The sequence below is a fragment of the Bacillus sp. 5mfcol3.1 genome (assembly GCF_900114335.1).
GTDB classification, from domain to species: Bacteria; Bacillota; Bacilli; order Bacillales; family Bacillaceae_G; genus Bacillus_A; species Bacillus_A thuringiensis_S.
Genome location: NZ_FOST01000001.1, coordinates 613849 through 640527, shown reverse-complemented (window position 1 = coordinate 640527; position 26679 = coordinate 613849). Strand labels below are relative to the sequence as shown.

Here is a 26679-nt window from a genome sequence, read left to right as displayed (position 1 = left end):
GACTATATAACATAAATTTCTTTTTCAATCTCTACTAACTGATTGTGCAATTGTTCTTTACTTTGTTCATATAGAGATACATCGATTGTTTCAGCCAATGCAAACAATATACTTTCATAATAGTTCATTACATCTTGTTGCATCACTTTTTGGAATAAGTTCCACTTCATATCCCATTCTTGCTTATAATGATGGACAAATAAATCTTTTTCATCGGCTACATAGTTTGATACAAGCGGTTCTAATACAAATTTAGCGTCTTCTTGCATAAAAGCTTTGTCATTCTTTTCAAAAAAGCTTTTCTCATTTTTAAAATGTGCCAGTGCTTTTTTGAAATCTTTTATTTCAACTGAAGGGAACGGTTCTTTATGTGTAATATCTTTATATTCATACTCAACTGTTCCATTCATAGAAATTGATTGATTTTCTACTTTACAGTTCACTACAATTTCGTCCTTTGCACGCTTCATCGCTTCGTCTATCCATTTTTCAAGACGTAATGATGTCGCACGCATTTCTTGTAATAAATCATGCTGAATAAATGCTACTAATTCCATAACACACTGTTGCAATTGTGTTTTCACATTTCCATCCGTTCGAAGTGACGCCGGATTAATAAATTCAGTAAACACATCGTTATAACGTAGGAATAGACGCTGTTGCACGTAATAAAGCAACTCTTTCACTTCATTTTGCATCGCCTGTTCTTCAGCAAGTACACTATATGATGAAATAATATGAAGTAGTTGATCACGCTCTGCTTCATATTTTTTCGTTTGCTTCTCTTTCTCTTCATTCCCCTGCTTTGCACCATTTATCATGTTTACTAAAAGCTGATTTGCCCCTTGCAACGCACCATATAGAGCATGCACAGAAACAAGCATTAAATCTCTCATCATAAAGGACGTAAATGATTCCTCAAACTTAGTAATTCCAGAGTTTTGTAAAATACCATACTTCTCTTTTTCAACATTCTTTCCTTGTTTCTCTTCAAGCGCACATAAACTTGAAATTGCAAATAAACGCGGATTTCTAATACCGTATTGCAGTAGCTGATCTGCGATATAACCTTTTACCATTTCAAGTTCTTCTTCAGACTCTGCTAAATCCGCCGCATTAATTAAGAAGAACATTTTATCAAGGGCAAAAGTATCCTTTACACGCCCAAGCTGAATTAAAAATTCACGATCAGCACGAGAGAATACATGGTTATAATATGTTACAAATAAAATAGCATCTGCATTTTTAATATACTGGAATGCAACATCCGTATGGCGAGCATTAATAGAATCCGCTCCAGGTGTGTCTACAAGCGCTACTCCCTGCCTTGTTAAAGCACAATCATAATAAAGCTCCATATACTCAACGAAGCATGATTTTTCTTCATTCGCTACATAATCAGAGAACTCTTCTAATGTGACTTGTACTTGTTCTCCTAAATAAGTAGAAACTGCATCATACCCTTTTTGTACCGCTCGTAAAAAGCTAAATGTTGTTTTTTGCTTCCCAGTCGGTGAAGGATATTTCATAACTTTATCAATTTGTGCTAACGCCTCATCTAACGTAGTAATCTCATAATGAAACAGCTTATAAACAGCTTTCATATCTTCTAATAGAGCTTGCTTTGATTTGAATTGAACCATTACTGTTCCGTGTGGTTTTTCCTCTGTAACCGGCAAAATTTGATTAATCGTTGCCGTCGTCGGATTTGGTGATACAGGAAGTACCTTCTCACCAAGTAAGGCATTGGCAAATGATGATTTCCCAGCACTAAAAGCTCCGAATAACGCTACTGTAAATTGTTTCGTTTCCACACGACGCCTTTTTTCTATCACCTCTTGCTGTACATGTTTCAGCGCTGGCAATGGCTCTAATATCATTTCAGCTTTCTTCACTTTCTCTAATATACGCTGAATATTTAAAGCTGCCGTTCCTTTTATCTCTTCTTCATGAGCCGCTACGTTATCATTTACCATTTCCTGCTCTTGTAGTGTGAATTTCTCACTAACAATTTGTTTTTCACGTTGCAATATCTCCTCTATTTGCAATCCTTCTGGTGTAGCAACACGCTCGTGCCAAACATTTTGTAAATAACTTTCATATGTCTCTAAATTGTTACTGTATTGTAATTCCGTCTCTTTTGCCGTTTGCAACATCGTATATTTTTCAATCTCTTCTTCCATACGAGCAACTGCTTCCTTCACTTTTTGCTTTAAAACAACTGCACTTTTATCAAAAATTTGCTGTGCTTTTGTAAAATAACGTTTCTTCAGTTCATTCGCTACATCCGCTGTATAAAGAAGTAAGTAATCACCTGTGAAACCTGCACCTTGTTTAATGACTTCAGCTAACATTTCTGGTCCAAAAGCGATTTCTAAAGCATATATGTCTTTCCCAATTTCCTCCGTGAACAATCCTTCTTCTTTTAAGAAGGCTACAATAAATTCTTTCACATGAAAATCAAGTTGCGTTTCAACAGTCTTTTGAAGGGCAGAATAAAACGCCTCTACACGTCTTTGTTTTTCTTGCTCCGTCTTTCCTTTCGCAAATAGCAAACCAACTTTAAACTTTGTTAATTTCGTTTCTAAATATGCATTTGCCAATTCTCTCATTTCAAATGGCATTAAATACGCGTTATCTAATATAGCTTGTAAACCTTTTATAAATTCGTTTCTCACATGAGATTCTTTACTAGCCTCGCGATGTTTAGTTTCCGTTAGCTCTTCTTTCTTTTCAACTATTTCTGAAATCAAAAGCGGTGATGCTAACTCTTCCTCATATGTCAAAAGAGCTTTTTCATTTTCAGAAACAATAAACGAGAAATGTTCTCCCATTAAATGTTCTGTTTCTCGCTCCATTCCCTCTCTTACATACTGCTCTTTTTCTTTCATAATAGAAGTAATTAATGTTTCTAAGCTTCCAATTTCATTATGTGGATGGTTCATCATTCGTAATGACGTATAATAAACTCCATCTACTTCAATATCCCAGTTAGAGAACGATTGTTTCACACTATCTTTATAATCCTCAAATGATAATTCATTTTCTTTATGTTTATCTATTTGATTTACAACGAGATAAACCGTTTTATTACGTTGTTTCAATTCTTTAACAAATTGCAAATTCACTTCCGATTGGACGTGATTATAATCCATCATATAAAAAATTACGTCTGCTAGATGTAGCGTTGATTCTGTTGCTAGTTGATGGGCATCATCTGTTGAGTCAATCCCTGGTGTATCAACTAACATAACACCCTCAGGAATTGGTGCATCATTCCGATAAATATGAACACCAATTACCTCATCGCCATCTTTACAAATTTGCTTTAATTCTTCTGCTGAATATGCACCGTCATATTCGTACTGTTCTCCAGATTTAATCGTTACAACAACACGATCAAATCCCTTTTCAATTTTAACGACGTTAGCGCTTGTCGGAATTGGACTTGTTGGTAACAACTGCGCTTTATATAGATGATTCATCATCGTTGATTTCCCTGCTGAGAAGTGACCGCAGAACGCTATCATAAGCTGCTCTCGTTTATATTTTTGAATTACTTCAAACAACTTTAAGCTATTCTCTGCATCGCCGTGTTTTTGCCACTCTTCATAAAAACAAACAAGTTTTTTCATACCGTTTGTCTGTACTATGTTTGTCATCCCCTTGTTCCCCTTTATCCAAGATGTATATACTTTTCCCCGCTAATTGCGAGCTCATAACCAGTGAGAGTTACACCTACCCATTGATTACAGTTTCACTTTACTATCATACTAAATTTTCAGCATATTCTCATTAAAAATAAAAAATCCCTTTCATTCTTTTTACAAATGAAAGGGATTTTATGTCATATCACTCATTTTGCTGTTCCTACTCCATTTAAAACATACTTTGCAATAACTGCATATACAGCAACTGTACCTGCTACTAATGCATATACCATACTCATGCACCAACCTTTTTTGATAATGATTATCACTTTTGAATACATTTTATCATTAAAGAGAATCATTATCAACACTTTTCATAAAGAAAGCTCCTTATAAGAAGGAGCTTTACTGCCTGTTTTGAAAAAGGTTAAAACTTGTTGTGCACTCTTATTATATCTCATCCTACATAACTTAACAGTTTAAAAAAATGGAAATATCCCCTATCCCCTCCATCTTACATTTTGTATACTAAAAGGGAATTACTTAACAAGGAGGAAAAAAATGACACAAAATCTCACACAAGGCGAGAGGATACACTCCATTGATATTATTAGAGGAATAGCTGTATTAGGTATTTTTCTTGTTAACTGGCCAATTATTGCCGGGGTTGACTCACGTGATATTACAGGAATTTACGAAGGGATAGACAGCTATATTCGCCTATTTTACGATATGTTTATTCAAACGAAATTTTATACAATTTTTTCGTTTTTATTCGGATTAGGTTTTTATATTTTTATGAATCGTGCTGAGGCGAAGACCGATCGTCCAAAAACTTTGTTTGTTCGCCGCTTACTTATCTTATTATTATTCGGGTTCTTACATTACGTTCTTTTATGGGACGGTGACATTTTACATACTTATGCAATTACCGGGTTTTTCTTATTTTTATTTTACAAAAGAAAGACACGTACTATTTTAATATGGTCAATTGTACTATTAAGTTTCATGCAATTGTTCACATTATTAGGTTCTCTTGTCATGTTATTAGTGCCGGTAGATGAACTAGGCCTTTCCATAGCCATTATGCCGTTAGAAAACTGGGGCTTACAAATTACAGACAGATTCTATTCATTCTATTCTGAAGCAATAAGTAACAGTCTTATTATGCTTCCTGAAACACTAGGATTGTTTTTACTCGGATTATATGCCGGTAAAAAAGACATTTTCCGCCGTGCTAAGGAATTAGATCCAAAACTTAAAAAATGGCAAATCATTATGTTCATTTTAACATTACCGATGTGGTTTATTATGGTTTACTTCTTTATGAACAATCAACCATACACACCATTTTCACTTATGGGCATTACGATGATAAGCGGAAAGACATTGTTCATCTTCTACATTGTCACGTTAATGCGTTTATTACAAAAAGAAAAATGGCAAACGTTATTACGTCCATTCCAATACGTTGGACGAATGGCATTAACAAATTACATCTCGCATACAATTGTTACATTACTTGTATTCGGGCTATTGTTTAAAAATGATTATCTGGCTCCACTATGGGTTGGACCACTATTCTGCATTAGTTTCTACACGTTACAAATCTTTATTAGCCGCTGGTGGCTTTCACATTACCAATACGGACCACTTGAGTACATTTGGCGTCTTGGTACTTACGGGAAAATGATGCCACTTAAAAAGAAAAGCAAGGTCTCATAACGAGACCTTGCTTTTTTACGCTTCTCTTACTGCACTTTGCATAGACACCGGCTCTTCTTTTACTTTCACTTTACGCTGTGGCACCATATTAAATACGATATTTAAAAGTACTGCTGACGCACTTCCAAGTACAATTCCGTTATCTGTTAAAATACGAATGTTTTCAGGAAGTTGTGAGAATAATGTAGGAACAACTGTAACCCCAAGCCCAATTCCGACAGAACATGCAACAATTAATAAGTTTTCTTGTTTGCCAAAATCAACGCTACTTAACATTTTAATACCATATGCCATTACCATACCGAACATTGCGAGCATAGCACCGCCAAGTACTGATTTCGGAATGATTGTTGTAATAGCTGCGATTTTAGGAATGAATCCAAGAACGATTAACATACCACCGCAAGTATAAATAATAACGCGATTTCTTACTCCAGTTAATTGAACAAGTCCTACGTTTTGAGAGTAAGTTGTATATGGGAACGCGTTGAAAATGCCACCTAACACCATCGCTAATCCTTCTGCTCGATAGCCCTTTGTTAATTCTTTTTCACCGATTTTTTTATTGCAAATATCAGATAATGCAAAGTATACACCCGTTGCTTCCACAATCCCTACACAAGCAACGAGAATCATCGTAATAACTGGTGTTAATTCAAATGTTGGTGTACCAAAGTAAAATGGTTGAATACCATGGAACCAATCAGCCTCTCCAACCGCTTGCAAGCTTACTTTCCCCATAAACGCTGCAACGATTGTACCGAACAATAGACCTAGTAAAATAGAGATTGAACGAATAAATCCATCAAAGAAACGATACATAATGATGATAAATAGTAACACACCAAATGCTAATGCTAAATTTTCAAGACTACCGAAATCCTTACTTCCTACTCCGCCAGCCATATCATTAATTGCTGCTGGAACAAGTGTAACTCCAATTACAGTAACAACAGATCCTGTTACAACAGGTGGAAATAGTTTTACAAGCTTTCCAAATAATTTCGCAAAAATAACAACGAATAACCCAGCAGCAATAATTGCTCCATAAATAGAAGACACACCGTATTGTTTTCCAATCGCAATCATCGGTCCAACGGCTGTAAATGTACAACCGAGTACAACGGGAAGTCCAATACCGAAAAAGCGATTTGATAATGCTTGTAAAATTGTTGCAACGCCGCACATTAATAAATCAATTGAGACTAAATATGTTAATTCTTTTTGATTTAAACCAAGTCCACCGCCCACAATAAGCGGAACGATAATTGCTCCAGCATACATTGCAAGCATATGTTGCATACCAAGCGATGCAATTTTAAATGGATGCTGCTTCATCGTTTATTTCACCTCCGCAGTTTCTTGCTGTACAAATGTAACTGTGCCGTTATCAAGTGATGCAATTTCTGCTAGTGATTCAACACGAACGCCTTGTTCACGAAGCTTCTTTCCTCCATCTTGAAATGCTTTTTCAATAACAATTCCAATTCCTGCAATACTTGCTCCTGCTTGCTCTACCAAACTCATTAAACCTAAAGCAGCCTGACCGTTTGCTAAAAAGTCATCGATGATTAGCACGCGATCATTTTCATCAATATGATTTCGAGATAATGAAATTTCATTTGTTTCTTGTTTTGTAAATGAATATACGTTTGCAACGTACATATTATCTTGTAACGTTAACGATTTACGTTTTCTTGCAAAGATTACTTTTACACCAAGCTCTAATGCAGCCATAACAGATGGTGCAATGCCTGAAGATTCAATCGTCACGATTTTTGTAATGTTCTCTTCTTTAAAACGTTTAGCAAATTCTTTTCCGATTTCTTGCATAAGTACTGGATCAATTTGGTGATTTAAAAATGCATCCACCTTTAATACATCACCAGATAAAACCTTTCCTTCATTCAAAATCTTTTCTTGTAATACTTTCATGTTTGTTCCCCCTCTTATGCAATAAAAAAACTCCAAAAGCCGCCACCACTCGTTACAAGTGAGAGACGCGCTTTTGGAGTTTCGCAAAAAAGAATGCCAAACAAGCAATTATATTCGTCCTCACTCATAGTCAAAGTATTTACGGTACTTCGGTAGAAACTTGCAGGCCATATCCCCGCGATTATATGAGTGTAGCTAACTATTTATTTTATAGAAGGATTATAACGCACTTTTTATACTTTGAAAAGCATTTATCGAAAAAACACGTACGAATTTTTAAAAACTACTATTTTCGTTCGAGTTTTGTAAACTCTTTCATTTCCAATTACAACTTCGTTAAAATGATTGGCCCATCTTTTGTAATCGCAAGTGTATGCTCATATTGAGCTGATAATTTCCCATCCATCGTTCGTGCAGTCCACCCATTTAAATCTACTTTCGAATATCGCATACCTACATTGACAATCGGCTCAATCGTAATCACCATCCCTTCTTGTAACTGAGGCCCTTGTCCTTGTTTCCCAAAATGAAAAATTGCTGGTTCTTCATGAATCTCTTTACCGATTCCATGTCCCGTAAAGTCTCTTGCGACAGAAAAACCTTCATTTGTTACATAACTTTCAATTGCATAGCCAATGTCTCCTACATGATTACCGATTACCGCCTGATCAACCCCTTTATATAAAGCATTCTCAGCTACTAGCAACAACTTTTCTGCTTCATCAGAAACTTTTCCAACTCTATACGTCCAAGCAGAATCTGAAAGACCCCCATTTAAGTTTACTACCATGTCAATTGTTACAATATCACCCTCAGTTAAAGGAACATCGGCCGGAAACGCATGACACATTTCATCGTTTACAGATGCACATATCGCATATGGATAACCATTGTAATCTTTCTGTTCAGATGTGGCACCATGCTTTTTTAAATACATTTCAACAAACGTATTAATCTCTTGCGTCGTTATACCTGGCTTTATCATTTTCGCAATTTCTTTATGACATGAAGCAAGTAATTTTCCAGATTCATGCATCAAATCTATTTCATTTTTCGTTTTAATTGTAATCATACTACCTCTACCTTTCCTTGCTAAACCTACTATTCGCTACTAAACTTCTATCATACACATCCTTTACCAAAATTTCAAAACCCTCAATTACAACAAGTAAAAAAATATGTATCATATATTTCTAAATCAAAATAAAAAAACAGAAGATCCCTCTGTTTTTTAATCACGTTTACATATGTAGTTCATTTTCAAAAACTCAAAACAACTACCATTTGTTTTCTGTATAAACGTTCCAACCACTTCAAATCCCGCCCTTTTATACACTTTTATCGCTCTCTCATTAAATGTCGCTACTGATAGTGTTATATATTTGCATCCGTATTTTTCTTTGCTAAAAGCTAGTCCAGCATTCACGAACTGTAAACCAAATCCATTGCCAGTTATATCAGGTCTCATTCCAAGTCCTATATCAACCGTTCCATCATTCATTTTACAAACAGTAAAAAAACCAATGAGAATGCCATTTTGCTTCACAGAAAATGTATGATCTCCTCTACTCTCACCATGTAAAAATTCAGCTAAATCTTCTTCATCTGCCTCTATATCATAAAAAGAATATTTCCCTTCATAATGCCAGTTATACGCAATTTCCTCCGCTTCTTCTTGCTTCATTACTGTATATGTATGACCCATTCTATCATCCCCTTTAATAAAAAGAGCTGCAATTAAGCAGCTCTTTTTTTACAACTCATAAATCGCTCTATATTTCGCTTCTAAATAATCGGCTAAGTAGTTTGCATTTAAGCCTTCACCTGTTACATCTTCTAAAATTTCAAGCGGCTTTTTCGTTTTACCATATTGGTGAATATGTTCTGTTAACCATTCACGAATCGGTGTTACGTTTCCTTCTTCTAATAATGCATCAAAGTTCGGAATGTCTTTTAACATTCTTTGCTTAAATTGCGCTGCATACATGTAACCAAGCGCATAAGATGGGAAGTATCCAAATGAGCCACCAGCCCAGTGAACATCTTGCAATACACCTTGCGCATCATTTTCCGGACGAATTCCTAAATATGCTTCCATCTTATCATTCCAAGCTGCTGGTAAGTCCTTCACTTGTAATGTACCATCAAATAATTCTTTCTCTAATTCATAACGCACCATAACATGAAGCGGGTATGTAAGCTCATCTGCTTCTATACGAATGAATGACGGCTTCGATTCGTTAATTGCATCATAAAACTCATCGACTGACATATCATCAAATTGACCATCGCTATACTCTTTTAATAAATCATAATTTTTCTTCCAGAATGATTTATTACGGCCGATAAAGTTCTCAAAGAATAATGATTGTGATTCGTGAATACCCATAGATGTACCACTGCAAAGTGGTGTACCTTCAAATTGTTCTGCAATGTTTTGTTCATATACTGCATGACCACATTCATGAATTGTTCCAAATACAGCCATACGGAAATCTTTTTCATCATAGCGTGTCGTAATACGAACATCCCCTCTATTTAATGTAATTTCGAAAGGATGTACTGTTTCATCAAGACGACCTGCTTCAAAGTCATAATTCAATTGCTTTAATAGTTCTAATGTAAAGTTCTTTTGTTTTTCTTTTGAAAACTGTTCCGATAAAGCACTTGTTTTTAATCCTTTTTTAGACTCAGAGATTTCTTTTACAAGCGGCACGATGCGCTCACGAAGTTGACCAAATACGTGATCTAAAACTTCTACTGTAATACCTGGCTCATACATGTCTAATAATGTATTGTATTTATATGTTTCATAACCCCAATATGTAATAAATTTCTTTTTAAATTCAACAATTTTTTCTAAGTACGGGCGGAACATTTCGAAATCAGATTTTTCGCGAGCTTCTTCCCACACACTCTCTGCTTTCGCTTCTAATTTCACATAAGCCTCATATTCAGCTTGTGGAATTTTTTTATTTCTATCATATTCTTTCCGACACTCTTCAACCATTTTCTTTGTCGTTTCAGAAAGTTTATCTTCACGTATTAAAGCTTCAAGTTCTGTTAAATAGTTTCCCATCTCATCTGAAGTCGACATAGCAAACACTTCTGACGAAAGCATACCAATTACTTCTGAACGCTGATCTACACCTTTTTTTGGTGCACCTGTTCTTAAATCCCAAAACATTAAACTTAATGCTTCTCCGTAATTCTGTATCTTCTTCACGTATGTTAAAAATTGTTTTTCTACCTCATATGTAGCAACTGTCATCGTATAAAAGCCTCCTTTTTCTACCTCAAACTTAATTCGACACGGAAACATAAATTCCTTTTATAATAGAAAAAAGCTTGGCAAGCGCCAAGCTTTCTCCTTATAATTCTTTACCTTCTACTGGCAGTACATTTTTCACAGCTGCAACTACTTTCTCATCTTCTGAATCAGATAAGAAGATTGATATAGCACCTTTATCTTCACTTGTACGAATTAAACGCCCAATTCCTTGACGAAGTCGTAAAATCATATATGGTACATCTACATCCCAGAATGGATCATTTACGTGCTTACGTTTCGCTTCAAACACAGGATCGTTTGGAGGGAATGGTAATGACCAAATAATAACGTGTGATAATGATGAACCAGGAATATCTAAACCTTCCCATAAATGAACCGCACAAAGTACAGTCTCTTCTTCATTTTGGAAACGAGAAACGAGCTGGCTAATTTCCTGATCTCCTTCATATAAGAACGGAACCGACATTTGCTCCTTACTTACATACTCTTTGAACGCTGCAAGCTCTTGCGTTGTACGGAATAATACAAGCGTACGTCCATTTGTTTTTTGTATATTTTCAAGTGTATATTGACACTTTCTTTCCCATTCATTTTCTTTCGTATGCGATAGTAAGTTTACTGCCATTTGCTCTTCGTAATCAAACGGTGAAGCAACTGAGAATGATAAGTAATCTTTTACCCCTAGGCTATTAGCTGTAAACGCGAATGAATCATTGTTCGATAATGTCGCAGAAGAGAAAATATACGGTATTTTCTTCGAGAACACTTTCTCTTGTAATACTTCTTCAACTGCACGCGGCATAATCACTAACGTGAAGGCACCATCACCTTCTTCACCCCAAGTAATTACATTTTTCTCGTGCATGAACAGACGAAGTGAATGTTCTAATACATCTAAATGCTCATCAACAATATTTAAATCATACGTGTTTACTGTATGCATTTCACTTTCGAATACTAATGCATCTCCAACTTCACCGATTTTTGCATAAAGTCGTTTCGCTTCAGCTGTTACTTTTTCTGTCACAGTAATTTCTAAACGATCAGAACCAGCAATTTCTTTTTTGTTTTCTTGTAACACATCAAAGAATCGCTCTGTTTGCCAAATTGTTTCTTCTACTAAATGTGCAAACTCCTCACGAATATCGTTTTGTAGCAATCTCGTTAAAAGTTGCTCCATCATCGTTTGCTTTAAACGGTATGTTAAAGCTTTTTGAGCTGCATATTCTACTAGATGTCCTTCATCGAATACAACGCAGCTACTTTCTGGTAATAACGGAATTTGCCCTTCACGCTTACGAGCATCGTACGTCCAAATATGATCCATATAGAAATCTTGAGAACAAATAATTAAATCTGCTGCTTTACGATAATGTTCACGAGAAAGAGTTTGTCCACAACGATGACGAGAATCACAAGTAAAGCAATCTTGGAAGTAATCCCAATTTACTTTTGACCATTCTTCGTCATTTAAAAGTGGAAATTCTTTCCTGTCACCATAGTGAGTAAAGTTTTGCATCGTACCATGATCGAATACAAACTGTGGTAACTCGTAATATACGTCTTCAATTACTTCTGGAGCTCGTCCACTCATAACATCTTCAAGTTTACGTAAGCATAAATAATTATCCATTGATTTTGCAAGCCTTACATCAACAGATAGCCCTAATGCTTCAGATAACTTAGCGATGTCCCCTTCTTCTTTCACAAGCTGCTCAATTAACGTTTCATCTGCACAAGCAATAATAGCTGGTTTCCCAGTATAACGCGCGTAACAAATTGCATATAGAAGATATACAATTGTTTTCCCTGTTCCTACACCAGCTTCTGCGAACATAACTTTCTTTTCTTGGAAAGCGCGTTCTAACTGAAACGCCATAAAAATTTGTTCATCACGCTCTTCAAAGCCTTTTTCCGGAAGGATGTCGTAAAACACATCTCCAATCCACTCATTCAACTTATCATAAAAATTATCTTGTTTTCCTACTTCAAATGGTAATCTCTTCTCAGTAAACATCCTTAGCCTCCAACCAAAAAGTTTTTCTATAAAAAGATAATAGCAACTGCTACGCATATGCATGCATTTGCTTTCCCCTGTTGCAATACATAGAAATTCACGAAAAAAAATTTTCCTTTCGAAAAAGGAAAATTTTCTTCTATATTAATGACTTTAAATACCGTTTATCAATCGCTGTTTCATGTGAAAGAGCTGACAAATATTCTTCTTGTGCTTTTTGTATTTCATCTACAATCGCACCTTGACTATCCACTTCTTTTCCGAGCTCATCATACGTACGGTGAATAGCTTTTTGAATCATTGATAATTGGAAATTATCCATATCACTTCCTCCTTTACGCATTACATAATAGCCAGTATATGCGCGCTGGAGGAGTTTTATACTATGAATTACGCGGTGGACGTTTTCCGAAGTATTGGTAGTAATCTGTACGGATAAATCCGTTAAACAGTTTACGCTTCTTCGACGCATCTTTTCCGTAACACTTCTCAAATGCTTCGTAGCTTGTTAATACATACGCTGACCATGTATCTAACGGGCGGAATACTTGTCCCATTTCTTTATACAGTTGTTCAACGAGTGCTTTTTCACTTAAACGTTCTCCGTATGGAGGATTCGTTACAACGTAGCCATAATCCTCTTTTGTTGTGAAATCTTTTACTTGCATTTGTTTAAATGTAATTAAATCGCCTAAGCCCACTTCTTCTGCGTTATCTTGAGCAACTCGAATCATACGATGATCAATATCTGATCCAATGATTTGTAATCGTTGATCATAGTTCGCTAAATCTTCAGCTTCTTGACGAGCTTCACGCCAGTTTTGTTTACCTACCCAGCCCCACTCGTCAGATGCGAAACCACGGTTAAATCCTGGTGCAATGTTTTGTCCAATTAATGCTGCTTCAATTGGAATTGTACCTGATCCACAGAATGGATCAACAAATGGACGATCTGGCTTCCAGTTTGTTAATTTAATTAAAGACGCAGCTAATGTTTCTTTTAACGGAGCTTCCCCTTGATCCATACGGTATCCACGTTTATGAAGTCCAACACCACTCGCATCAATTGTTAATGTTGCAATATCCTTGAGCATTGCAATCTCGATACGGAATAACGGACCATCTTCTTCAAACCAAGTTGTACGTTTATATGTTGTTTTTAATTTTTCAACGACAGCTTTTTTAACGATACGTTGGCAATCCGAAACACTGAATAATTCAGATTTTAAAGATTTACCGATAACAGGGAACTCGCCATTCTCTGGAATATAATCTCCCCAGTTTAATGCTTTCGTTTTTTCAAATAGCTCATCAAATGTTGTTGCTTTAAATTCGCCAACTTTAATTTTTACACGGTCCGCAGTGCGTAACCATAAATTCGTGCGACAAATCGCCTTTTCATCTGCTTCAAATGTTACTTTGCTGTTTTCTACTTGACATTCATAACCAAGATCGCGAACTTCTCGGGCAACTAACGCTTCAATACCCATTGCCGCTGTTGCAATTAAAGTAACTTTTCCCATTTGCATTCACCTCTTATGTATATTCAAACAATAATTAATAGCAATTGGTCCTATTAATCATTACATTTTACGAAAATTTTTCTCATTAACCATTTTAACTCATACTTTATAACTTCATACAAATAAAAAGCCCTCCTCTAACAAAGGAGAGCTGAGTTATTTCATAGTTGGTTCATAACGTTCTGTAAGCCATGTTCTGTTCCTTTGTACTACAAACGGCCCACGCCTCGTACTCCGGTGGCAATCATCTATCTACAGGTTATAAAACCTGTCCTTTCCCGTCGTTCATTTCCTTGGAAAAGATTCCCCTACCATTATTTGGGTTTCTCGCTCGTGGGGTTTACCTCGTTCCACTCCTATCATTTCTTCAAGGACTTCGTCACTGTGGCACTTTAAAGGTAGTCAAACCATATCCGAAAGGACTTAGGTTTTTTCCCTGCCGTTAAACCAGCCTTACAGCCAGAATACCCTAGCTTATGAATTGGCTAGGCACGAACACTACAGCCATCTCAGGCCGTGCGAGCATGGACTTTCCTCTACAACGTTGGCGTTGCAGCGATTACCCAAACGTTATGACATCCATTAGTATAGTGGAAACAAAAAGATTTTGCAACGTTTTTTTCTATGTAAAACGCTTAAACCTTTTCCCACCTTACATCATTCGTATAACTTACTTCCAAATACAGCTTTTTCTAAGTTAGATAAGCGTTTTAAAATATCCGTATTCGTGTTGTTATAAACCGGTTGTGCAACTGGTGTTTGTACAGGTTGTTGTGGAACTTGCGTTACTGCTAGTTTTTGTTCCTCTAATTCACGCTTTAAACGAGCATTTTGTTGCTTTAATTGCTCAAACTCTTTGTGGAAAGCTTCATAGTCTTTAATGATCATATCAAGAAACTTGTCTACTTCTTCTTGCTGATAACCTCTCATACCTGTTTTAAATTCTTTTTCTAAAATATCTTTCGCTGTTAATTTAATTTTATCCGAAATCATTTTCTTCACCTCAAATTTTTACCAAAACTTTCATTAACTAAATTTTTTCAGAAACAATGCTTTTTGTCAATCATATATACGAGTACTATATTACATATTACTCTGCATTATTCCACTGTTCCTCTTCTATTATATCTTGTAAATCAGAAAAAAGAATGAAATAACTGTGATAATTTTCTATTTCCCCTTTTTTCTTTGCTGCTTCTACAATATATTTGGGACTTCCTGGTTTTTCTTCATCATATACCGCTAAAAGCGCATCACTTTTTTCAATAAAAAATTGATTTTTTAATTTAAATTGTTCTGGGCTTTCATACTTCCGTTTCGTGATACTATCAACATGGTCTGCTTGAGAAAGAATAAATTCGTAATATTCACGATTATCTTCTTTCCAATTTTCTTCTTGTTCTAAAAACGGAGTAAATACCGCTAATTTTAAGTCTGGATATTCTACTTGAATTTCAAAAACAACTTCAGCAGCCCATAATTCTACACCTAACTGGCCGCTTATTATAACCCACTCTAAACCATCTTCTACAAAAGTGGTTAATTTGCGGTGTAATGCCTTTTTTATACACTCCACCCCTGGATGATCATTTTTAAATATTCCAAGTTCAAATGGCTTATATCCTGTTACTGCAATAACTTTCATATCAACACTCCAATTACAAAAAAAGAACTAGCATTTCGCTAGTTCTAACATATCATTTACTTTTTAAATATTCCACCAACGTTTGGTCCGATATTTGGACCTACTGGTGATACATTGTTTGGTAAAAACGGTGATACATTTGGTCCTGGTCCAAACGGTGATACATTCGGTCCTGGCCCAAATGGAGATATTTGATGCCCGTGGTGATGATGACCATGGCCACATGGTCCACATCCACCGCCGAATCCTGGGTCGATTGGGTCCACAACATTTACATTTGAATTTGTTTGTGGGAAGAAGTTTTGGTTTTTAATTTGTTGATGATGTACATGTGTTGTATGTGTTGGGAAAATGTGTGGCACCACCGTTGTTGAAAAAGAGTGTGTTACGCATTGTTTCGTCGGATGAACGACAGGAGCAGTTGTACAAATAGGTCCTACAGGCTTATGCCCTCCAAAACAAGGATGACAATGATGCATAGTTTTTTCTCTCCTCTCTCGTTAAAAAAATCTGATTACACTTTACAGTATGAGAAAAGAGAGAAAGCCGTTTGTTATATATACCCATTTATTACAAGGAAATTTGTCTAGTCCTTTATTTCATATACAATACTTTCATAGACAACCCTTCAACATTACTTACCAAAGAAGCCTCCAACTTGTTTTACAATACCTGTCACCTGATTCATCGCATTCATCATCTGGCCAGCTGTGTTCATCATTTTATTTACATCATAGTTACCATCTGATGTTTTAAATTGAGAAACAAAACTAGAAAACTGACTTGGCTGTTGTTGCTTTTGTTTACTCTGTGTCGGATACGGTTGTTTTGGTGGATAAAACATCCCTTGTTGATTAGCATAGGGCGCTTGTGGTGGCATATAATATTGTGAATTCATATAAGGCTGCTGCTGTTGTTGATTCATGTATGGTTGCTGAGCTTGTGATTGTTGAGCTTGATTCACATAAGGTTGCTGCTGTTGTGGTTGTTGAGCCTGATTTACATAAGGTTGCTGCTGTTGTGGTTGTTGAGCCTGATTTACATAAGGTTGCTGCTGTTGTTGAGCTTGATTCATAAATGACACTTCAAACGGTTGATAATAATTTTGATTTCCATAATAAGGCTCGAAAGGATACATATTATACCGTAAATATGTATCCGTATTATATTGGTACATATTTTGCTGTGCATATGGATACGTTTGCTGATATACGTTAGATTGTTGAAACATGCATTCTCTCCTCCTTTACATAAGTTTCTACATATATAATATGTACCTATAAAATAATATGTGTGATGGAGTATCTGTCTATTTTTGTCGGAAGTTTAAATTTTTAAAAAATTAAAAAAGAAAACCCTTCCATGCTATGATAATTAAGAAGAAGATTCTCATGGGGGAGGAATCAACATGGTATTAGGGGATTTAAAACAAGCGTTTTCTCAAAAAAAGGGGTATTGCACAGAGAATGCAAATGAATTATTAGACTTTGCGAGACATTGGTATCTCGAAGGAAAAATATGCATATCAGATTATCGAACATTAATAAAAGAATTAGAAATAAACGGCGCAACAAAACCTACAACAATGACAGAAGCATAAAAATAACAAGAGGGTTCTCCCTCTTGTTATTTACATTGCTCAACTATATTTTGCAAAGTATACGAAACGGCTTGGTGTGTTTCAAAGAATCGTTTACCTTTACCTTTATTTACAAAGCATTGTAACACATTCGTTTGTAAATTATCGTATACTTGATCAATTTGCTGTACATGTATATACTTTGGCTTTTCTTCTTTAATCCACGTATAAGCTAATTCTTTCCACTTCTCTAATTCCTCATCTACCATATCTACAAACGGTTTCATATCCTTATAAAAATCGTATTCAATCAGTTCTCTTTTTTTTACATTCGCTTCATTATTATACTGCATGAGTTTTTCTGAAGACTGTATTAATGCTTCATTCTTCATTTCTTTCCCACCTTATTATGCACTCACTACGACGTTTTGAAATGTCTTTACCCAATTCCCTTTTTCTTCGTGATGCACTAATTTATTTTCCATATGTTCAATATGCATTTCTGTTATTTCTATCTTATTGCATATTTTTTCACTCGCATCCTTTAATGCATGATTCATTCTAATCCCTATATTCATTTCCAGCAAATCGAGAGAACTTAACATTTGATCCATTTTTTTCATTACATCTTCCTTCTGAACCATCGCCATATACAAAACGCCTCCTTCTTTGCTTTTCCTTTGTCATGTAATTTCGCCGAATGATTCACCACTCCTGCCCACATGACAAAACTAGTTGTTATTCGTCAAAGAAATCATTTCGTATGTCATTTATAGAAATGGTAACAATACAAAAAGGAGGTGTATTACAATGGCAAAGAACAAAAATGAAAAAAAGAAAAACCAAAACAAACAACAAAATAAACCTGAGACTGGCAATCCAAAGCTAGATGGTCCAAACTTCCCTGCTACATAAAGCGAGACTTTATTACGAACAGGTAGATTTCAAATCATCCTTAATCTCCTACTAGCATTACGTTTTGAAATTAAAGTTGTAGCACGCATAGCAGGATTGTTTCAAATTAAGAAGTCCCGTCTTCAAAATGGAAGACGGGACTTCTTTTTTATTATATCATGAACTCATCCATCCTTTTAGCAAAACGATTTACGATAGATAGCCTATAGATTTGTTCTCTCTTTCTTCTATACCATTCTGTTATATTAACTTCCTCTTTAGGTTCTTCAAGTACAAATAGCACATTCATTTTCATATTTGCACAAAACCAATCTCTCATTTTTATTTCTTCATGTAAAATAACAGGATAAATATCTCTAAGTGTTGGCGTATAAGACTTTCGAGTTTCCTGTGCGTAAACTTCATAATCTTCTCTAGACCCAGTATGTGTAGTTTGCAATGCAAACTTATAAAACGAACCATTATAAATTGGATGAAACAATAACCATGCTAATCTTTTTCCTAGTTCTATACGCTGTTGTAACGTTTCAAATTGATAAACCGAAAATCCATACATCCTCCCTTCAATTGTTGGGAAGATAACTGCACTAATATGAAATCTTTCTTGTACTTTAAAAAGTGCAGTATGGAATACATGTTTTTTAAAATATGTGTTCTCAATGACTGGTTTTTGAATTTTATTTTGTTCATTTATAATAAGCGCCGTCATAAGCCTATTCATATCTCTTCTTTCCCAGAAAAGTAACCATTCTTTTTCCATAAAAATTGATACGCTGAAATATTGCAACAAATGAAAGAGAGGTGCCCGTCTCTTCTTACTTTCCTCATACAATAATAGCTGAGGAAATGCATCTAAGAAAATAATCCAATTAGCTTGTTCGTACAGAAGAAATAAATGTTTTTTTACCGTTTCAGGTAATACAGTGGCATAATATCTCCCTTCTAAATCAGTCATATTCCATCCCGCATTTCTCGAAACCATACTCGCTAAAAAGGCCCACCTGATTTCACTATTTCTTAAATAATATTCTTGATAAGATTGTGTCCGAGAAATATTGTCCACATTAGCTATTTCTGTTTTCTTTTTAATATTGCGAATGATCGCTTTTTCTTTCTCTGTACAAAAATTTTTTTCTCGATTTTGTTTAATTTTCATATAATCATTCCATGTAAACATAAATAAGTCATCATACCTTTCATCAAAAAGGTCACATCTTTTTTCATTTTTTGATATAATCACCTTTGTAAGTAATTCTTAGCAAGTTGGGAGTGGACACACTATGACCATTCGTTACCCAAATGGAAAAAGGTATAATCAAGCTTCACAACCTCAAAAAACACCTATAAAAACACATACTTATAGTAATAGAGGTATGTCCCTTGAAGAGGAATTGAATGAAACAAATCAATATTACTTAACCCATAATATTGCATGTGTACATAAAAAGCCTACACCTCTTCAAATTGTAAAAGTAGATTACCCCGCTCGAAGTGCTGCAGTGGTAAAAGAAGCGTATTTTAAACAACCTTCTACGACAGATTACAACGGTGTATACAAAGGGAAATACATCGATTTTGAAGCAAAGGAAACAAAAAATAAAACTAGTTTCCCACTTCAAAACTTCCACCTTCATCAAATAGAACATATGAAGCAAGTGGTTGCTCATAATGGAATTGCATTTGTCATTATTAAATTTACACTTTTTGATGAATTTTATTTATTAGATGCAAAACATATTATTGCATTTTGGAATCGTCAAAATACAGGTGGACGCAAGTCGATTACGAAAGAAGAAATAGAAGAGCATGGATCCTTATTATCATGCGGTTATCACCCTCGGATTGACTATATCCGTGTACTAGACACGGTTTATTTTTCGTGATAGAGTCATCACTAAGGCTCTTTTTTCGACTTTTGGGGGAGAGAATGAAAGGTAGGAGAAAGTATAATGTCAGATAATTATCGTTCTCGTACAGAACGAAATCATGTAAAAAATCAAGAGAAAAAAACAAATAAAGAAGAAAAACCAAAGAAAAAAGGCTCCTTTTTCAAGAAATTCCTTATAGGTTGTCTACTTCTTGGTATCGTTGGTCTTGTAGCCGGCGTTTCCGCTTTCTTTGTTATGGTAAAGGACGCTCCAAAATTAGATAAATCCAAACTTGTTAATCCTTTATCAACAAAGTTTCTTGATAAAAACGGAAATTTCTTCTATGAATACGGTGCTGAAAAACGAACGCATGTTACTTATGATCAAATTCCAAAAGTAGTTGAAAATGCATTCCTTGCAACTGAGGATTCGCGTTTCTATGATCATAATGGAATTGACTTTAAACGAACTACAAAAGCAGTTATGGAAAATGTCACTGGTGGTTTCGGTTCCCAAGGTGGTAGTACGATTACACAGCAAGTCGTTAAGAACTATTTTCTAACGATGGATAAAACCGCTAAGAGAAAAGTACAAGAATGGTACTTATCTTATAAATTAGAGCAACAATACTCTAAACATGAGATTTTAGAAATGTACTTAAATAAGATTAATTTAGGTAACCGTTCATATGGTATTGCGACAGCAGCGCAAAAATATTATGGTAAAGATTTAAAAGACTTGCAATTACATGAAGCTGCTATGCTCGCTGGTTTACCCCAAGGTCCAAACATTTATGATCCAACAAAAAAGGAAAATGTTGAACGAGCAACAAATCGTCGTAATGTCGTATTGTCATTAATGAATCGACATGGTTATATAACAAAAGAAGAAATGAATAACGCCGTTAAGATCCCAGTAACAGAGGGCCTTCAACCGTCTTCAGAAGTAACTGAGATGAAGTATCAAGCATTTTTAGATGCGGTTGTAACAGAAGTTGAAAAAGAATATCCTGATGTAAATATCGGTTCAGATGGTTTAACGATTCATACAACACTTGATCAAGATGCTCAAGATTACGCTGAAAAAATTATGGATGGAAATCTTATTAAGTATCCAAACGATCAATTCCAAGGATCATTCGTATTTATGGATACACAATCTGGAGAAGTTCGAGCAATTGGTGCTGGACGTAAAGAAAATAAGTCCACTTTCAAAGGTCATAATATGGCAACTAATTTAAAACGCCAAGTTGGTTCAACAATGAAACCTATTTTCGACTACGGTCCAGCGATTGAGAATCTTCAGTGGTCTACTTATCATCAATTAAATGACTCTGAATATACTTATTCTGATGGCACAAAGATTAAAAATGCTACAGGAAGTTTTAAAGGTGACGTTTCACTTCGTGAAGCATTGAAGAAGTCATTAAACATTCCGGCTTTAAAAACAGCTCAAACAGTTGGGCTTAATAAATCAAAAGAGTTTGCTGAAGGTTTAGGCATGACATTTGAAGATGGAGTACATGAATCTACTGCAATTGGTAGTAACGATAGTTCTCCATTAGCAGTAGCAGGTGCATATGCAACGTTTGGTAATAACGGCGTGTATAATAAACCTCATTTCGTAAAAGAAGTAATCTTCCCGGACGGGAAAAAGAAAAGCTTTAAACCGAAGGAACAACGTGCTATGCAAGACTACACAGCTTACATGGTAACTGACGTTCTTCGTGACGTAGTAAAACCTGGTTCTGGTGGTACAGGACCAACAGCATATGTTTCAGGTGTTGACGTAGCAGGTAAAACTGGAACGCAAAACTTTGATGCAAAAGATTTAAAGAAATACGGCATTCCAGCTGATGCAAACAGGGATAGCTGGTTCGCTGGCTATACACCACAATATACGATGGCTGTATGGACGGGTTACGTAAAGAACGGTCCAGACAACTACATTAGTGATCGTTATACTAAAATTGCACAGCAAATGTTCCAAGTAATGATGAGCAAATTCGCTACAGATAAATCACGCTTTGAACGTCCTTCTTCTGTTCAAGAAATAAACGGAGAACTATACGTAAAAGGTGCGAAAAAAGATGCAATTAAAGAAATTAAAGTAGATGCCCCTAGTGGTCTGAATGTCACTTTCGATGGCGCTAGCACAGTTACACTAAACTGGTCTGGACCAGCAGAAGTTGATGCATATGCAGCCAGCTATAAAGCAACTGACGGTTCAAGTGGTAGCCTATCAATAAGTGGTACGACAGCTACTCTTGGTGGTATTAAACCAGGTGTTACTTACAGCTTCTCTGTAGTAGCGAAAAAAGGCACTGGCACAAGCCCAGCAGTTGGTGCATCCTTCACTGCGCCTGGCGGAACTCCAGATGCGAAAAAAGCTGAAGAAGAGGCTAAGAAAAAGGCCGATGAAGAAGCTAAGAAAAAAGCTGATGAGGAAGCCCAGAAAAAGGCTAATGAAGATAAAGTAAAACAAGACGAAGCTAAGAAAAAAGCTGAAGAAGAGGCTAAGAAACAACAAGAACAGCAACAAGAACAACAACGTAAACAGCAAGAAGAAGCTCAAAAGAAAGCTGATGAGGAAGCTAGAAGAAAAGCTGAAGAAGAAGCTAAGAAAAAAGCTGAAGAAGAAGCTAAGAAGAAAGCTGAAGAAGAGGCCAAGAAAAAAGCTGAAGAAGAAGCTAAGAAACAACAAGAACAGCAACAGCAAAATACCGGAGGAGATACACCTCACGCAGACGGTACTGTTATTACAACAGAGTCCTAATAAACAAAAAAGAAGTCCGTTTCTCTTAACGAGAAGCGGACTTCTTTTTTGTTATCATTTTCTTTACATATAGCTTTTCTATTTCGATATACAACTGCGCTAATTGAATATAAGAATGATAATTACTCGGTTTCTTTATTATGAATGAATATCTTTCCATAAAATTAACAGGTTGCACTTTTAATTTATTCGTATTTATTTGCATTTCATTCAAACTATGAACAGGTTGCTCATTTAGCCAATAGACAACCGATAACAAGTGAGCTGCAAAAAGAATCATTGGCCCCTCAGCCTCTTGCTTATTTCTATTTCGAAACCGTATAGCAATGTCTTCATGCTTATTTTTCCATACATTCAACATCACTGGAATACTGTTTTCAATTTCCTTCCATGGCTCATACTGTCTTTCAATATCAAATATAAAGTAAGTATTTTGTATTATTTCTTCAAAAGACTCGTCTGTATGATACTCAATTGAATTTACGCTTTCTTTAAAAAATGGTAAGCAGTGAAATTCTTTCGGTATTTCTATAACTCGCTCCATCCCTTATTTCACCTTCATTCGCTTCTTTCCTTCACGACATACTTCTAACAGTCTGCACTCCTCACATTGCGGTCGTTGTGCTTTACAATGATAACGTCCAAAGAAAATCATACGATGATGCGTAACCCCCCACTCATCCATCGGTACTTTCTTCATTAACGTTTTTTCTACTTCTAACACAGAATCTTTCCATCTACAAATCGCTAATCGTTTACTCACTCGCTCCACATGTGTATCAACAGCAATTGCAGGAATCCCAAACGCTACGGAAACTACAACATTCGCTGTTTTCCTTCCTACACCGGGTAATTTCGTAAGTTCATCTCGATCGCTCGGTACCTCCCCATTATAGTCATCTAATAACATTCGGCATAATTTTTGAATGTTTTTTGCTTTATTTCTATACAATCCGATAGAGCGTATATCTTGTTGTAATTCTTCTAGAGAAACACTTAAATAATCTTCTGGTGTTTTATATTTTTGAAATAAATTTCTTGTCACTTTATTTACAAGTACATCTGTACATTGTGCAGATAACGCCACCGCGATTACAAGTTCAAATGGATTATCATGAACCAATTCACAATGCGCTTCTGGATACATATCCGCCATTGTGTCTAAACAATAACGGATTTGCGTTTTGTTAAGCATATTTCTCCTCCTATATTACTGCTCCAACCAATTATAAAAAGGCACTTTTCCAGTAAATTTCGTCTCTTGTTTTGTCATTTGTTGTGCTCTTTGTTGATTCGCTCTAAATTTTTGACCTTGATTTTGAGCCTGATCTACCGTTTTAATTCCATTCTTTTTCCACTCAAATAAAATACGATCAATATATCGGAAATTTAGTTTCCCACTCATTACAGCTTCTCTAAGAGCTGCTTGAATTAAATTTGGATGATGTTGATCTTGGTCCTCCCACATTCCTAACGTTTCACATTCGAACGGCGAAAGTGGTCTTCCAAATTCTTTTTCAAATACTGTATATAAATTTACTTGCAGCTGTTTTTTTTCTTTTTGCTCTTCCTCTATTGATTCATCCATTAAGAAATGTAATATTTTTTCCCATAACGGTTGTAAAGAATAACTTTCGCACATCATCGCTTCTGATCTTTGTCCACCTTCTAGTGATAAAAAACCTTTTTGAATCAACGCTTGAATTACTTCCATACATTTCATTTCCGTTATCGTCATCCGTTCAGAAATCTCTGAAGGAGTCGGAAACGAATTACCTGATTCTAAAAATGTGTGTACATGAAGTACAACCATAAATTCCGTCTCATTTAAACCTAATTTTTTATAATGCATCATAAGCAATTTTGGAATTGCAATGCTTCCCTGCTCAAACCACTGTAGCATCATTTTCTTTTTCATCACCAAACACCTCGCTCTCTAGTATAACACACCTTTAGCTATTTCTTTTTGCCACAATTCGTCAAAAAAACCTCCCCATCAATAGGGAGGTTTTTTATATTACATGAATGAAATATAAAATTAAGCTTGCACTTTACTTTTCATAAATGTATGGATACGTTCTAATGCTTTCTCTACTTGTTCAAGAGATGTCGCATATGATAAACGAACATTATTTGGAGCACCAAATCCTGTACCTGGTACAAGAGCCACTTTTTCCTCTTCTAATAGAGCCTTTGCCCAATCATCAACTGTTGCATATCCTGATAAAGCTACAGCTTCTTTTACGTTAGGGAATAAGTAAAATGCACCTTGCGGTTTAATACAAGTAAAGCCAGGGATTTGAATTAATTTATCATAAATGATGTTTAATCTCTCTTCAAAGGCTTGACGCATTGTTTCCACAGGTTCTTGTGAGCCTGCATATGCCGCAATTGCGCCGTATTGAGCGATTGAAGTAGGGTTTGACGTACTATGACTCGCTAAGTTCGTCATCGCTTTAATAAGCTGCTTATTTCCTGCTGCATATCCAATACGCCATCCTGTCATAGAATGAGATTTAGATACACCATTAATAATAAGTGTTTGTTCTTTTAATGCATTAGAAAGCTGGGCAATTGAAGTATATTCTACGCCACCATAAATTAATTTTTCATAAATTTCATCAGAAACGATTAAAATATCATGTTCTAAACATACTTCTCCAAGCTGTTGTAATTCTTCTTTGCTATAAATCATTCCTGTTGGATTGCTCGGTGAATTAATAATAACTGCTTTCGTTTTCTCTGTAATTGCCTCACGCAGCTGCTTTGCTGTAATTTTGTACTCATTGTCTTCTAAACCTTCTACATAAACCGGCTTACCGCCAGCAAGCTTTACTTGCTCTGGATAGCTTACCCAGTAAGGAGTTGGAATGATAACTTCATCTCCCTCATCAAGTAATACTTGGAATAATGTATATAATGCATGCTTTGCGCCATTACATACAATAATTTCAGATGGATCATACGCAATACCTTGATCGCGAGTAAATTTCTTCACAATTTCTTGTTTTAACGATTGTAATCCACCTGTTGGTGTATACTTCGTATGCCCTTCTAACATCGCTTTATGTGCAGCATCCATAATATGCTCTGGTGTATTAAAGTCAGGTTCCCCTGCCCCTAATCCAATTACATCATGACCCTCTGCTTTTAATGCTTGTGCCTTTGCTGTAATTTCTAAAGTTGAAGACGGTGTTAAAGCAGCTACTCGCTTTGCTAATTTCATTTGTAGTTCCCCCTACATCTATTTTTCAATGCTATATCGTCTTAAAAATTTTCCATCTTTAAATTCAAGATAGTAATAACTATAACGATTGTCATCATCAATATATGTAACTTCCCATAGTGGTACATCATTTTCAAAGCCTAATTTCACTTTCATAATCTCTTTCGGCTTACTTTTTGATTCCTTACTTTCATTGCCGACTTGTTCTAATGTTCTTTGTATAGCCTCTTTTTCAGAAATACCTTCGCTCTTTTTCCTTACTACAGTATCCCCTTTTTTCTCCGGCACCCAAACGATAAGTTGTTCTCCCTTTTCATCTGTACCTTGCACGACTATATATGCAGATTTTCCGTTGTAATAATCAACAGATTTCACCTTTGTAAGCTTTGCTTTTTCTTTAGCAATTTCTACAAATTTCGACTCTTTTGGAATTTTCTTCCCCATTGCTTTATTATAAACATACGCCCCATATATTCCGCTAGCAACGATAACAATAATGATTGCAAAGATCCACTTTTTCATTGTATCA

At 35.6% G+C, this 26679-nt stretch carries 26 protein-coding genes, 1 other RNA gene and 1 riboswitch; of the genes, 5 read left to right on the top strand and 22 right to left on the bottom strand.

Annotated features, from left to right (window positions below; all coding sequences use genetic code 11):
• Positions 1–2: 2 nt before the first annotated feature.
• Positions 3–3662 (bottom strand): dynamin family protein, encoded by a 3660-nt coding sequence (locus BM089_RS03455; protein WP_053564872.1) that lies wholly within the window; start codon positions 3660–3662, stop codon positions 3–5.
• A 549-nt stretch (positions 3663–4211) separates the two neighbouring features.
• Between BM089_RS03455 and BM089_RS03445 the strand changes: the two genes are divergently transcribed.
• Entirely contained in the window at positions 4212–5375 is a 1164-nt protein-coding gene (locus BM089_RS03445; protein ID WP_000193179.1) for a DUF418 domain-containing protein, read from the top strand.
• A 15-nt stretch (positions 5376–5390) separates the two neighbouring features.
• On the opposite strand, the gene pbuX is transcribed toward BM089_RS03445, so the two are convergent.
• The 13 genes from pbuX to BM089_RS03380 all read right to left on the bottom strand — a co-directional run bounded on the left by pbuX (position 5391) and on the right by BM089_RS03380 (position 17018).
• Positions 5391–6713, bottom strand: a complete 1323-nt coding sequence (pbuX, locus tag BM089_RS03440) for a xanthine permease PbuX (RefSeq protein ID WP_000809230.1) — start codon at positions 6711–6713, stop codon at positions 5391–5393.
• Between the two features lie 3 nt (positions 6714–6716).
• Complete coding sequence (locus BM089_RS03435) at positions 6717–7310, bottom strand: xanthine phosphoribosyltransferase (RefSeq protein WP_000866496.1); 594 nt, start codon at positions 7308–7310, stop codon at positions 6717–6719.
• A 107-nt stretch (positions 7311–7417) separates the two neighbouring features.
• Positions 7418–7519: riboswitch (purine riboswitch) on the bottom strand.
• A 116-nt stretch (positions 7520–7635) separates the two neighbouring features.
• Positions 7636–8382, bottom strand: a complete 747-nt coding sequence (locus tag BM089_RS03430) for a type I methionyl aminopeptidase (RefSeq protein WP_044307511.1) — start codon at positions 8380–8382, stop codon at positions 7636–7638.
• Between the two features lie 159 nt (positions 8383–8541).
• Entirely contained in the window at positions 8542–9015 is a 474-nt protein-coding gene (locus BM089_RS03425; protein WP_072941250.1) for a GNAT family N-acetyltransferase, read from the bottom strand.
• Between the two features lie 48 nt (positions 9016–9063).
• Positions 9064–10581, bottom strand: coding sequence for a carboxypeptidase (gene ypwA / locus BM089_RS03420; protein WP_023521517.1), 1518 nt, complete (start codon positions 10579–10581; stop codon positions 9064–9066).
• A gap of 100 nt (positions 10582–10681) precedes the next feature.
• Positions 10682–12619 (bottom strand): ATP-dependent DNA helicase, encoded by a 1938-nt coding sequence (locus BM089_RS03415; RefSeq protein ID WP_000493700.1) that lies wholly within the window; start codon positions 12617–12619, stop codon positions 10682–10684.
• 139 nt (positions 12620–12758) lie between these two features.
• Positions 12759–12941 (bottom strand): DUF3921 domain-containing protein, encoded by a 183-nt coding sequence (locus BM089_RS03410; protein ID WP_000368570.1) that lies wholly within the window; start codon positions 12939–12941, stop codon positions 12759–12761.
• A gap of 61 nt (positions 12942–13002) precedes the next feature.
• Positions 13003–14142, bottom strand: a complete 1140-nt coding sequence (locus BM089_RS03405; RefSeq protein ID WP_000521224.1) for a THUMP domain-containing class I SAM-dependent RNA methyltransferase — start codon at positions 14140–14142, stop codon at positions 13003–13005.
• Between the two features lie 180 nt (positions 14143–14322).
• Positions 14323–14713: RNase P RNA component class B (gene rnpB / locus BM089_RS03400), an RNA gene on the bottom strand.
• 86 nt (positions 14714–14799) lie between these two features.
• Positions 14800–15135: a cell division regulator GpsB gene (gene gpsB / locus BM089_RS03395; RefSeq protein ID WP_000622431.1), complete on the bottom strand. Its 336-nt coding sequence runs from the start codon at positions 15133–15135 to the stop codon at positions 14800–14802.
• A gap of 97 nt (positions 15136–15232) precedes the next feature.
• Positions 15233–15787, bottom strand: coding sequence for an SLOG family protein (locus BM089_RS03390; protein WP_000862916.1), 555 nt, complete (start codon positions 15785–15787; stop codon positions 15233–15235).
• Positions 15788–15843: 56 nt separating this feature from the next.
• Entirely contained in the window at positions 15844–16266 is a 423-nt protein-coding gene (locus BM089_RS03385; RefSeq protein ID WP_000546292.1) for a CotD family spore coat protein, read from the bottom strand.
• Positions 16267–16421: 155 nt separating this feature from the next.
• Positions 16422–17018: a YppG family protein gene (locus BM089_RS03380; protein WP_016513090.1), complete on the bottom strand. Its 597-nt coding sequence runs from the start codon at positions 17016–17018 to the stop codon at positions 16422–16424.
• A gap of 177 nt (positions 17019–17195) precedes the next feature.
• Between BM089_RS03380 and BM089_RS03375 the strand changes: the two genes are divergently transcribed.
• Positions 17196–17387, top strand: coding sequence for a YppF family protein (locus BM089_RS03375; protein WP_000242652.1), 192 nt, complete (start codon positions 17196–17198; stop codon positions 17385–17387).
• A gap of 26 nt (positions 17388–17413) precedes the next feature.
• Here the strand turns inward: BM089_RS03375 and BM089_RS03370 are convergent, their stop codons facing one another.
• Together BM089_RS03370 and BM089_RS03365 are read right to left on the bottom strand one after the other, a co-directional pair.
• Positions 17414–17758 carry a YppE family protein gene (locus BM089_RS03370; protein ID WP_000786937.1) on the bottom strand — a complete coding sequence of 115 codons (345 nt, stop codon included), beginning with the start codon at positions 17756–17758 and terminating at the stop codon, positions 17414–17416.
• A 15-nt stretch (positions 17759–17773) separates the two neighbouring features.
• On the bottom strand, positions 17774–18016 hold the full coding sequence (locus BM089_RS03365; RefSeq protein WP_001252036.1) for a hypothetical protein: 243 nt from the start codon (positions 18014–18016) through the stop codon (positions 17774–17776).
• Positions 18017–18101: 85 nt separating this feature from the next.
• Here BM089_RS03365 and BM089_RS31860 point away from each other — a divergent pair, with 85 nt between their 5' ends.
• Positions 18102–18281, top strand: a complete 180-nt coding sequence (locus BM089_RS31860; protein ID WP_001987054.1) for a hypothetical protein — start codon at positions 18102–18104, stop codon at positions 18279–18281.
• Between the two features lie 151 nt (positions 18282–18432).
• Here the strand turns inward: BM089_RS31860 and BM089_RS03355 are convergent, their stop codons facing one another.
• A complete protein-coding gene (locus BM089_RS03355) occupies positions 18433–19458 on the bottom strand; it encodes a DUF2515 domain-containing protein (RefSeq protein WP_088021956.1) in 1026 nt (341 codons plus the stop codon).
• Positions 19459–19561: 103 nt separating this feature from the next.
• Between BM089_RS03355 and recU the strand changes: the two genes are divergently transcribed.
• Together recU and BM089_RS03345 are read left to right on the top strand one after the other, a co-directional pair.
• On the top strand, positions 19562–20164 hold the full coding sequence (gene recU, locus BM089_RS03350; protein WP_000155599.1) for a Holliday junction resolvase RecU: 603 nt from the start codon (positions 19562–19564) through the stop codon (positions 20162–20164).
• 66 nt (positions 20165–20230) lie between these two features.
• On the top strand, positions 20231–22924 hold the full coding sequence (locus BM089_RS03345) for a PBP1A family penicillin-binding protein (RefSeq protein WP_090975951.1): 2694 nt from the start codon (positions 20231–20233) through the stop codon (positions 22922–22924).
• Between the two features lie 25 nt (positions 22925–22949).
• Here the strand turns inward: BM089_RS03345 and BM089_RS03340 are convergent, their stop codons facing one another.
• The 5 genes from BM089_RS03340 to BM089_RS03320 all read right to left on the bottom strand — a co-directional run bounded on the left by BM089_RS03340 (position 22950) and on the right by BM089_RS03320 (position 26672).
• Positions 22950–23468, bottom strand: a complete 519-nt coding sequence (locus tag BM089_RS03340) for a YpoC family protein (RefSeq protein ID WP_090975949.1) — start codon at positions 23466–23468, stop codon at positions 22950–22952.
• A gap of 3 nt (positions 23469–23471) precedes the next feature.
• Positions 23472–24119 carry an endonuclease III gene (nth, locus tag BM089_RS03335; protein ID WP_000933035.1) on the bottom strand — a complete coding sequence of 216 codons (648 nt, stop codon included), beginning with the start codon at positions 24117–24119 and terminating at the stop codon, positions 23472–23474.
• A gap of 15 nt (positions 24120–24134) precedes the next feature.
• Positions 24135–24842, bottom strand: coding sequence for a DNA replication protein DnaD (dnaD, locus tag BM089_RS03330; protein WP_000728542.1), 708 nt, complete (start codon positions 24840–24842; stop codon positions 24135–24137).
• 120 nt (positions 24843–24962) lie between these two features.
• Entirely contained in the window at positions 24963–26150 is a 1188-nt protein-coding gene (gene aspB / locus BM089_RS03325; protein WP_000761571.1) for an aspartate transaminase AspB, read from the bottom strand.
• A gap of 18 nt (positions 26151–26168) precedes the next feature.
• Positions 26169–26672, bottom strand: coding sequence for a cell wall elongation regulator TseB-like domain-containing protein (locus BM089_RS03320; RefSeq protein ID WP_000758740.1), 504 nt, complete (start codon positions 26670–26672; stop codon positions 26169–26171).
• Positions 26673–26679: the final 7 nt, after the last annotated feature.

Excerpts from the sequence above, each read along its gene's own strand:
- BM089_RS03455 (WP_053564872.1), bottom strand. The coding sequence starts at position 3,662 with ATGACAAACATAGTACAGACAAACGGTATGAAAAAACTTGTTTGTTTT.
- BM089_RS03445 (WP_000193179.1), top strand. The coding sequence starts at position 4,212 with ATGACACAAAATCTCACACAAGGCGAGAGGATACACTCCATTGATATT.
- pbuX (WP_000809230.1), bottom strand. The coding sequence starts at position 6,713 with ATGAAGCAGCATCCATTTAAAATTGCATCGCTTGGTATGCAACATATG.
- BM089_RS03435 (WP_000866496.1), bottom strand. The coding sequence starts at position 7,310 with ATGAAAGTATTACAAGAAAAGATTTTGAATGAAGGAAAGGTTTTATCT.
- BM089_RS03430 (WP_044307511.1), bottom strand. The coding sequence starts at position 8,382 with ATGATTACAATTAAAACGAAAAATGAAATAGATTTGATGCATGAATCT.
- BM089_RS03425 (WP_072941250.1), bottom strand. The coding sequence starts at position 9,015 with ATGGGTCATACATATACAGTAATGAAGCAAGAAGAAGCGGAGGAAATT.
- ypwA (WP_023521517.1), bottom strand. The coding sequence starts at position 10,581 with ATGACAGTTGCTACATATGAGGTAGAAAAACAATTTTTAACATACGTG.
- BM089_RS03415 (WP_000493700.1), bottom strand. The coding sequence starts at position 12,619 with ATGTTTACTGAGAAGAGATTACCATTTGAAGTAGGAAAACAAGATAAT.
- BM089_RS03410 (WP_000368570.1), bottom strand. The coding sequence starts at position 12,941 with ATGGATAATTTCCAATTATCAATGATTCAAAAAGCTATTCACCGTACG.
- BM089_RS03405 (WP_000521224.1), bottom strand. The coding sequence starts at position 14,142 with ATGGGAAAAGTTACTTTAATTGCAACAGCGGCAATGGGTATTGAAGCG.
- gpsB (WP_000622431.1), bottom strand. The coding sequence starts at position 15,135 with ATGATTTCGGATAAAATTAAATTAACAGCGAAAGATATTTTAGAAAAA.
- BM089_RS03390 (WP_000862916.1), bottom strand. The coding sequence starts at position 15,787 with ATGAAAGTTATTGCAGTAACAGGATATAAGCCATTTGAACTTGGAATA.
- BM089_RS03385 (WP_000546292.1), bottom strand. The coding sequence starts at position 16,266 with ATGCATCATTGTCATCCTTGTTTTGGAGGGCATAAGCCTGTAGGACCT.
- BM089_RS03380 (WP_016513090.1), bottom strand. The coding sequence starts at position 17,018 with ATGTTTCAACAATCTAACGTATATCAGCAAACGTATCCATATGCACAG.
- BM089_RS03375 (WP_000242652.1), top strand. The coding sequence starts at position 17,196 with ATGGTATTAGGGGATTTAAAACAAGCGTTTTCTCAAAAAAAGGGGTAT.
- BM089_RS03370 (WP_000786937.1), bottom strand. The coding sequence starts at position 17,758 with ATGAAGAATGAAGCATTAATACAGTCTTCAGAAAAACTCATGCAGTAT.
- BM089_RS03365 (WP_001252036.1), bottom strand. The coding sequence starts at position 18,016 with ATGGCGATGGTTCAGAAGGAAGATGTAATGAAAAAAATGGATCAAATG.
- BM089_RS03355 (WP_088021956.1), bottom strand. The coding sequence starts at position 19,458 with ATGTTTACATGGAATGATTATATGAAAATTAAACAAAATCGAGAAAAA.
- recU (WP_000155599.1), top strand. The coding sequence starts at position 19,562 with ATGACCATTCGTTACCCAAATGGAAAAAGGTATAATCAAGCTTCACAA.
- BM089_RS03345 (WP_090975951.1), top strand. The coding sequence starts at position 20,231 with ATGTCAGATAATTATCGTTCTCGTACAGAACGAAATCATGTAAAAAAT.
- BM089_RS03340 (WP_090975949.1), bottom strand. The coding sequence starts at position 23,468 with ATGGAGCGAGTTATAGAAATACCGAAAGAATTTCACTGCTTACCATTT.
- nth (WP_000933035.1), bottom strand. The coding sequence starts at position 24,119 with ATGCTTAACAAAACGCAAATCCGTTATTGTTTAGACACAATGGCGGAT.
- dnaD (WP_000728542.1), bottom strand. The coding sequence starts at position 24,842 with ATGAAAAAGAAAATGATGCTACAGTGGTTTGAGCAGGGAAGCATTGCA.
- aspB (WP_000761571.1), bottom strand. The coding sequence starts at position 26,150 with ATGAAATTAGCAAAGCGAGTAGCTGCTTTAACACCGTCTTCAACTTTA.
- BM089_RS03320 (WP_000758740.1), bottom strand. The coding sequence starts at position 26,672 with ATGAAAAAGTGGATCTTTGCAATCATTATTGTTATCGTTGCTAGCGGA.